This window comes from Kribbella catacumbae DSM 19601 (genome assembly GCF_000372465.1).
Taxonomy (GTDB): domain Bacteria; phylum Actinomycetota; class Actinomycetes; order Propionibacteriales; family Kribbellaceae; genus Kribbella; species Kribbella catacumbae.
Map to the genome: position 1 here is coordinate 57505 of NZ_AQUZ01000052.1, position 6000 is coordinate 63504.

5 protein-coding genes are annotated in these 6000 nt (G+C 64.4%); 3 read left to right on the plus strand and 2 right to left on the minus strand.

From position 1 onward, the window contains the following. Nucleotides 1–4 precede the first annotated feature (4 nt). Entirely contained in the window at nt 5–523 is a 519-nt protein-coding gene (locus tag A3ES_RS0136060; protein ID WP_020391708.1) for a DUF6879 family protein, read from the plus strand. Beyond that, nucleotides 504–1361, plus strand: coding sequence for a helix-turn-helix domain-containing protein (locus tag A3ES_RS0136065; protein WP_026163523.1), 858 nt, complete (start codon nt 504–506; stop codon nt 1359–1361). Before A3ES_RS0136060 ends, A3ES_RS0136065 begins: the two co-directional genes overlap by 20 nt. A gap of 671 nt (nt 1362–2032) precedes the next feature. Here the strand turns inward: A3ES_RS0136065 and A3ES_RS0136075 are convergent. Next, nucleotides 2033–3115: a hypothetical protein gene (locus A3ES_RS0136075; protein WP_157630922.1), complete on the minus strand. Its 1083-nt coding sequence runs from the start codon at nt 3113–3115 to the stop codon at nt 2033–2035. Between the two features lie 625 nt (nt 3116–3740). On the opposite strand from A3ES_RS0136075, the gene A3ES_RS0136080 reads away from it, so the two are divergent. Continuing rightward, nucleotides 3741–4418 carry a hypothetical protein gene (locus tag A3ES_RS0136080; protein WP_020391712.1) on the plus strand — a complete coding sequence of 226 codons (678 nt, stop codon included), beginning with the start codon at nt 3741–3743 and terminating at the stop codon, nt 4416–4418. 85 nt (nt 4419–4503) lie between these two features. Here the strand turns inward: A3ES_RS0136080 and A3ES_RS0136085 are convergent, their stop codons facing one another. Then, complete coding sequence (locus tag A3ES_RS0136085; protein ID WP_020388679.1) at nt 4504–5880, minus strand: IS1380 family transposase; 1377 nt, start codon at nt 5878–5880, stop codon at nt 4504–4506. Nucleotides 5881–6000: the final 120 nt, after the last annotated feature.

Sequence of the window (6000 nt, forward strand, 5' to 3'; positions counted from 1 at the left end):
GCCCATGGAAGAGATCACCGACGACGAGTTCCAAGAGCTGCTGAAGACGTTCAAGCGCAGCTCCATTCATCTGGAGACCCGCGACGCCTACGGCACCGAGGTCGAGCTGCCTCACATGGCGAAATGGGCAGCAGGTGAACCGGACGACCTCGAATGGCTTCAGGACTGGTGCACCACCCTCCGTGGCCACGTGGCAGCGGGCCGGACGGTCAAGCGCGCTCGCATCGTCTCTGAGCCGCTCAGTGACTACCAGCGTTGGACGCTTGCGATCGGTCATCCGATCGTGGAGGCCGGCGAAGAGGTGCGGTTCATTCCCAGGCGCCAGGTCTCGGAGTTCTGCTTCCCTGGCAATGACTACTACTTGTTCGATGACGAGAGAGTGGTGTTCCTGCACTACTCCGGGGCGGGACTCAACAACGCTCTGACCACCACTACCAACCCGGCCACCGTCGAAATGTGCCGTAAGGCATTCGACCAAATTTGGCCTCTGGCGACGCCCTACAGTGAGTACAAGCCCGAATAGCGCAGCGCGGAAGGTCCAGGAGGCCCTTGGGCTTCGCCTCCGCAATCTGCGCAAAGATGCTGGTCTGACCGGTCGCGAGCTAGCTGCCGCGACCGGTTGGCATTTCACCCGCATCAGCAAGTTGGAGCACGGCGTCCAGACGCCGACCGACCGGGATATCAGCGCTTGGTGCGAGGCTTGCGGCGCCGACGATCAAGCAGCGGACCTGATCGCCCAGGCGCGCGCGATCGAATCGATGTACGTCGAGTTCCGCCGGCGCACTCGATCCGGGGTGAAGCATCTGATGCTCGCCTTCCAAGATGTCTACGACCATGCCGAACAGTTCAGGATCTACGAGCACAATGTGATTCCCGGTCTGTTCCAGACCGCGGACTACATCCGGGCCATGCTCACCTTCTGGATGCGGTTTCTCGAAGCAGACAACGACATCGATGCGGCTATCGCGGCCCGGCTGGAACGTCAGGCCATCATCTACGAGAGCAGAAGAAGGTTCACCGTAGTACTGGAAGAGAACGCGCTACGGACCTGGTTCGGCACCGCCGAGACGATGGCCGGCCAACTGGACCGACTGCTGACCGTGATGACGCTCCCGAATGTTGCGCTCGGAATCGTGCCGACGATGATCGAGCGCCAGGCGGTGGGTTCAGCGGGCTTCTGGATGTTCGACGACAAGCTCGTAACACTCGAAACACCCACGGCAAGCATCGAGGTATCCCAACCGCAAGAAATCGCCCTCTATGCCCGCATGTTCGAGCTGTTGCGGCAATCGGCGGTATATGGACGGGATGCCCGCGCAATTCTCATCAACGCGCAAAGTGAAATGACCAGCAGCAACTAACCGCAACTATCTGGCCCCTGTTCTACTCCGGTCCATAGCGTTGAGACATGACTTCAGCAGGAACCACAAACCGAATGGGTGTGGAGTGGGGAGGCCTGCCGGACGAGCACCAGGGCGATGGGCTCGGATGGCCAAAGTTGCGCCCTGCTCGACGTTGCGACGGCGAAAACCCGATGACCGGCCGAGCTTGCATCAACGGCGACCACCAGGGCTATCACCGCGACGCCAGCGGCGCGGAGTGGCTGGATGACTAGCGATGGACCTCCCGCGACCGTCAGTTGCGCCGGTGGTATCACCGCACCACAGCAGTCGATCGCCGGAACGGAGTGGGGCTAGACGGGCACGACCCCCGCCGCGTCAGCCTCGTCCTCCCTTGGTGCGTCGAGGCGTACTTGGCGCGTGGCCCGAGAACGCCGCGATTGTCGACGCGCGCATATCGCCTACTGGAGTGGCGAAGCCTCCACCCGCGACGAACGGCCACCCCCTAATCGGCAGGGCACGTGCTGACCCCTGCATCCGCGCCCGCCCTGCCCACCACCAAGCGGCCCGGCTGACCTCCTCACAGCCGGGTCGCTTCGCGTCAACTCGGCGTCCACTCCATGCAGGCAGCCAGCCAGCCAGGGACCTGATCACCCGACCTGGCCTGCCCGCAGACCTCCGAACGTCGGCGTTCAGTCGGCCGGCGGGGAGGTCAGCTCACCTCGCCGCAACAGGGCTCTACCGGCGGCGAGGTGAGCGTGGATCATTGCCGCGGTCGTAGGAATCGACGAGTCGCCGCGGCGTCTCACGATGCTGATAAACGCGCCTTCCGTCCTACTGTCGATGACGGCGCCGTGGACAAGGAACGGCTTGAGCTCGTCGGGTTGTGGCGGAATGTCGATGAGAACGAGGTCGCCATCGCTGCGGGTGATGGCCTCGATCTGCAGGCCGTCTACAGGCGGGTACAGCCGATGCTCAAGAATCTGCCGATACTTGCGGCCGACCCGCGGGTCGTGCGGCATCGGGGTGATCTTGCGGATCACATCCTGACCAGCAACACCCTTAGTTTCAAGGCCGACGACCACGAGACCTCCCTGTTCGGCGTTCGCAAACCTGGCGACCGCTTGCGCGAGCGAGATCTTCCCTGCGCTACTGCTGAGGTCGTAATGCTGCCGTTTAGCCTCCAGCCACGGCCCTTCGGCTTGGCCAACCAATGCCTCTGCGTGCCCTCCGCGGAGCAAGTCCGCGATCTGGTCGCGACCAAGGTTGCCGTTCTCGACCGCATCGAGGAGGGCGAGCGCGTCGAGGCCAACATCGACTAGGTCGGTCAGACGACGGGCTCGGCTGTGAAATCCGATCTCGACCCATACCGCCCATGGTGCAGTTGCGCGACTCTCGTCCTGCTCGGCGGAGACCAGCCACATCCGATGCCGGTTAAGAAGGGGCGCGAGGATCTGTTCGGTGTGCTGGAACAGTTCGGGGTCGTCATTGATGTAGTCGAACGTGCTGTATGGGAACCTCAACGTGAGGTGACCGTCCGTCAAAGTGAACGACACTGGGCCTACGGGGCCGTCCTCGACATCATCGTCCGGCCCCAAGAGCTCGCTAACCCAGAGTTGCTCCGAAGCGTTGTACTGAGTACTGCTGCGGCGCAATGCGGCTTGAAGGTCTGTGGCGGTGCAACGGTCGAGATCAACCGCGTGTGCGACGGGATCCCCGTCATCGCCCACCGGACGTTGGCGCCCGGCGAACTCCCACGTGTGCCCCTCGTTCATCACGCGGACCGTGCGCCTGAGCGAATCCGACGAGGACAAGCCTTCCTGCCTCTCTTAGAGGTTCTTGATGGGCTGCCACTGTGCCACAACTTGTCTCGCATGCGGGCGGCCTCTGACTGACAGTGAAGGTTCGCTCATATAGCGGGCAACGAAGGAGCAGATACCTGCATCCTCCAAGCGCCCCCGTTCATACCGCGGGCCGCGTGTCGAACCTGCGACCGCGACGGCCGAGCCGGTTGACGTCCTATCTGCCGGATTGACCTCTTAAGAATCAAGGCGCGCCGCAAGCGGCGCGCGGCGGGGCCGGGCTTACGACCTACGGCCGACGCCCTCACCCCGCCGACTGGCCAAGCGGCGTACCGGATTCTCGCGAGGACTTCCGCGACTGCCGGTCGGCTCGGCCCTCTGCGCCTGGTCCAAGGCCGGCGGTCTGGACCCGTCCCCCTGGCCGCTCGATTGTCCGGTCAGACCGCCGCGCATCAAGAGTGCGTCCGGCGTCCCTACAGGATCGGCAAGCCGACTCTTGACCCACGACGCCCTGCCCTGGGTTTGCAGCTATCAGGAGGACGGGGCAGGTGTGGCGTCTGAAGACTGATTGGCGGGGCCATGGCTTAGATTGCGATCTATGGCTACCGGCAAACCGCTCCGCCCACGAGGCCCGAAGAACGACGCGCCGATCTACATCAGCCGCGTGAGGCTGGACATCACGGACCTTCAAGCGATCGAGACTGCGATGAGCGCCATCGGGGCCATCGAGATCACGAGCGACCAGGTTGATGGGGTCGCCGAGACCATGGATGAATTCAAGGTGCTCAGCCTTCCTGCTCTTGACACCATCAAATTCCGAGCGGATCGGACCGACCCGTATGGCTACTTGATCTTGATGATTGACCGAAAGGGCGCATTCCTTAACCAGAGCGGCAGCAACCCTGTGATCGCTGGTGTGCGTGTCAGTCTTGAGCAGCTACTCAGATCCCGCCAGCGTCGGGCTGTCCAGCACCTTGCCAGATGGGGCTGGGCCGCGGTATCTGTGGTTGGCGCGATCGCCTTGTCGGTCGGCGCTGTCTTAACGGCTGGAGAAGGAAAGAACGTCAGGATTGGTATCTCGCTCGCCACCGGTGGAGTTGGCCTCTATCTGCTGTCTCTGCTTCTCTACCTCGGGACCAAGCGCCTGACCGGTGAAATCCTCTTGGAGTCGCGTACGGCGCGGCCAGGCTGGTTTGCCCGAAACCGAGATGGGCTAGCCTCGATATTTCATGGGGTTCTGGCGTGTCTTCGGGTGCCGTGTTTTAGGTGGGTTTGACGGTTGGTGGCGTGGGTTTGGCCCGGCTGTCGCGTCGGGTGTGCGGGGGTCCGATGTCCTTGGGTGGTAGGGATGTGGGCCAGGGTTAGGTGGCTGGCCAGGGTGCGGTGCGGAGTCGGTCGAATGCGGCGGCGAGGTTGGGGGCCCAGGGCCAGTCGGTGTCGAGTCTGAGGTGCCGGCCGCGGGCGGTGCGGACGAGGACTGCGGCGGTGTGGAGGATCTGGTAGCGGAAGGTGGCTGGTTCGGTGCGGGCGAGGGTGTGGGTGAAGCAGACGGCCTGGGACCAGGTGATGAGGTCGGCGGCGGCCAGCGCGAGTTCGAGCCAGCAGGCGTTGGCTGTGTAGGCGTAGAACGGAAGGTTGCGCAGGCCGGTGTCTTTCCCGGTGCGGATCCGGTCCTCGACCCGGGCGTGGGCGCGGTGTTCCATCTCCAGGTCGGGGAGTTGACCACCGGGTGTGTCGGTGAGGAACGCGGTGAACCGGTGGCCGTCGATGTCGGTGAAGGTGAGCTGGGCGCCGGGGTGGGGGCGTTCTTTACGGACGATGACGCGGGACCCGGTTGGCCAGTTGTCGAGGTTGAGCAGGTCGGTGAGTTCGGCGACCCAGGCGCCGCGGCGGGGCTCACCGTCGGCGTTGTAGGCCTGTTGCCAGGCGTGTTTCGGGGTGGCCAGGATCGCTTGCTGCAGGTTCTCGTCGACGGAGAACCCGAGCGAGAACCCGATCCCGTGTTTGCGGAGCGCGGCGGCGAACACGTGGGTCGCACCGGCCGAATCAGCGCTGGCCATCACCTTGGGCGCGTCGACCGCCCCGGGCCGGGGCCGGACGTTCTCGGGCAGCGCGGCGATCGCCAGGTCCAGCACTGTCACGTGGTCGGCGGCGGTATTACTGCCGGCGTTGCCCGGCCGCAGCAGCCCGGCCAGCGCCTCTCCACCCGACATGTCGGGCCGGTCCAGGTAACACAGCAACGGGTGGAAGCCGTATCCCTTCTTCCAGGTGGGTGCGGCGTTCTCCTTGTCCGAGTGCGCGGTCAGCAGGGTCGCGTCGAAGAGCAGCCACAACTGCTCGGACAGGTCCGGGCCGGCACCGGCCGCCCAGGCCCGCTCCCGGGCTGTTGCGCGCGCGGCCCGCAACAGGTCCAGTTTGACCTCATCGACCTTGTCAACCACTCGCCACGCGGTCGGGTCGGATGCGACCGGCCCGAACAGTTTCGGCTGGTCCCGCAGTGTCCGCAGGTGCCGTAGCGCGTCGCCGCCGTCGGCGATCGTCACCGCCAAGTCCACCAGCACCTGGCCCGGTGCATGCAGCGGCGGCAACCGGTAGGTGTCGATCAGCGCTTCGGTCCACCCCTTCACCAGCCCGGTCTCGGCCGCCAACTCCCGCAACAGCGCGGTTCCGGCATGCGACACGATCCCCTTACCATCCGCCGACACCTTGAACCGACGCGCCGCCTTGCTAACCTTCACCTGAGAGTGCCTTCCTGCTCGGGATCCTTGGACCTTCGACAAGCCCAATTTTCCCTTACAGACAAGGCACTCTCGCCTTTTCAGCTCACGTGTCGCACCAATTTCTGTGAAACGCCGAGG

Excerpts from the sequence above, each read along its gene's own strand:
- A3ES_RS0136060 (WP_020391708.1), top strand. The coding sequence starts at position 5 with ATGGAAGAGATCACCGACGACGAGTTCCAAGAGCTGCTGAAGACGTTC.
- A3ES_RS0136075 (WP_157630922.1), bottom strand. The coding sequence starts at position 3,115 with ATGAACGAGGGGCACACGTGGGAGTTCGCCGGGCGCCAACGTCCGGTG.
- A3ES_RS0136080 (WP_020391712.1), top strand. The coding sequence starts at position 3,741 with ATGGCTACCGGCAAACCGCTCCGCCCACGAGGCCCGAAGAACGACGCG.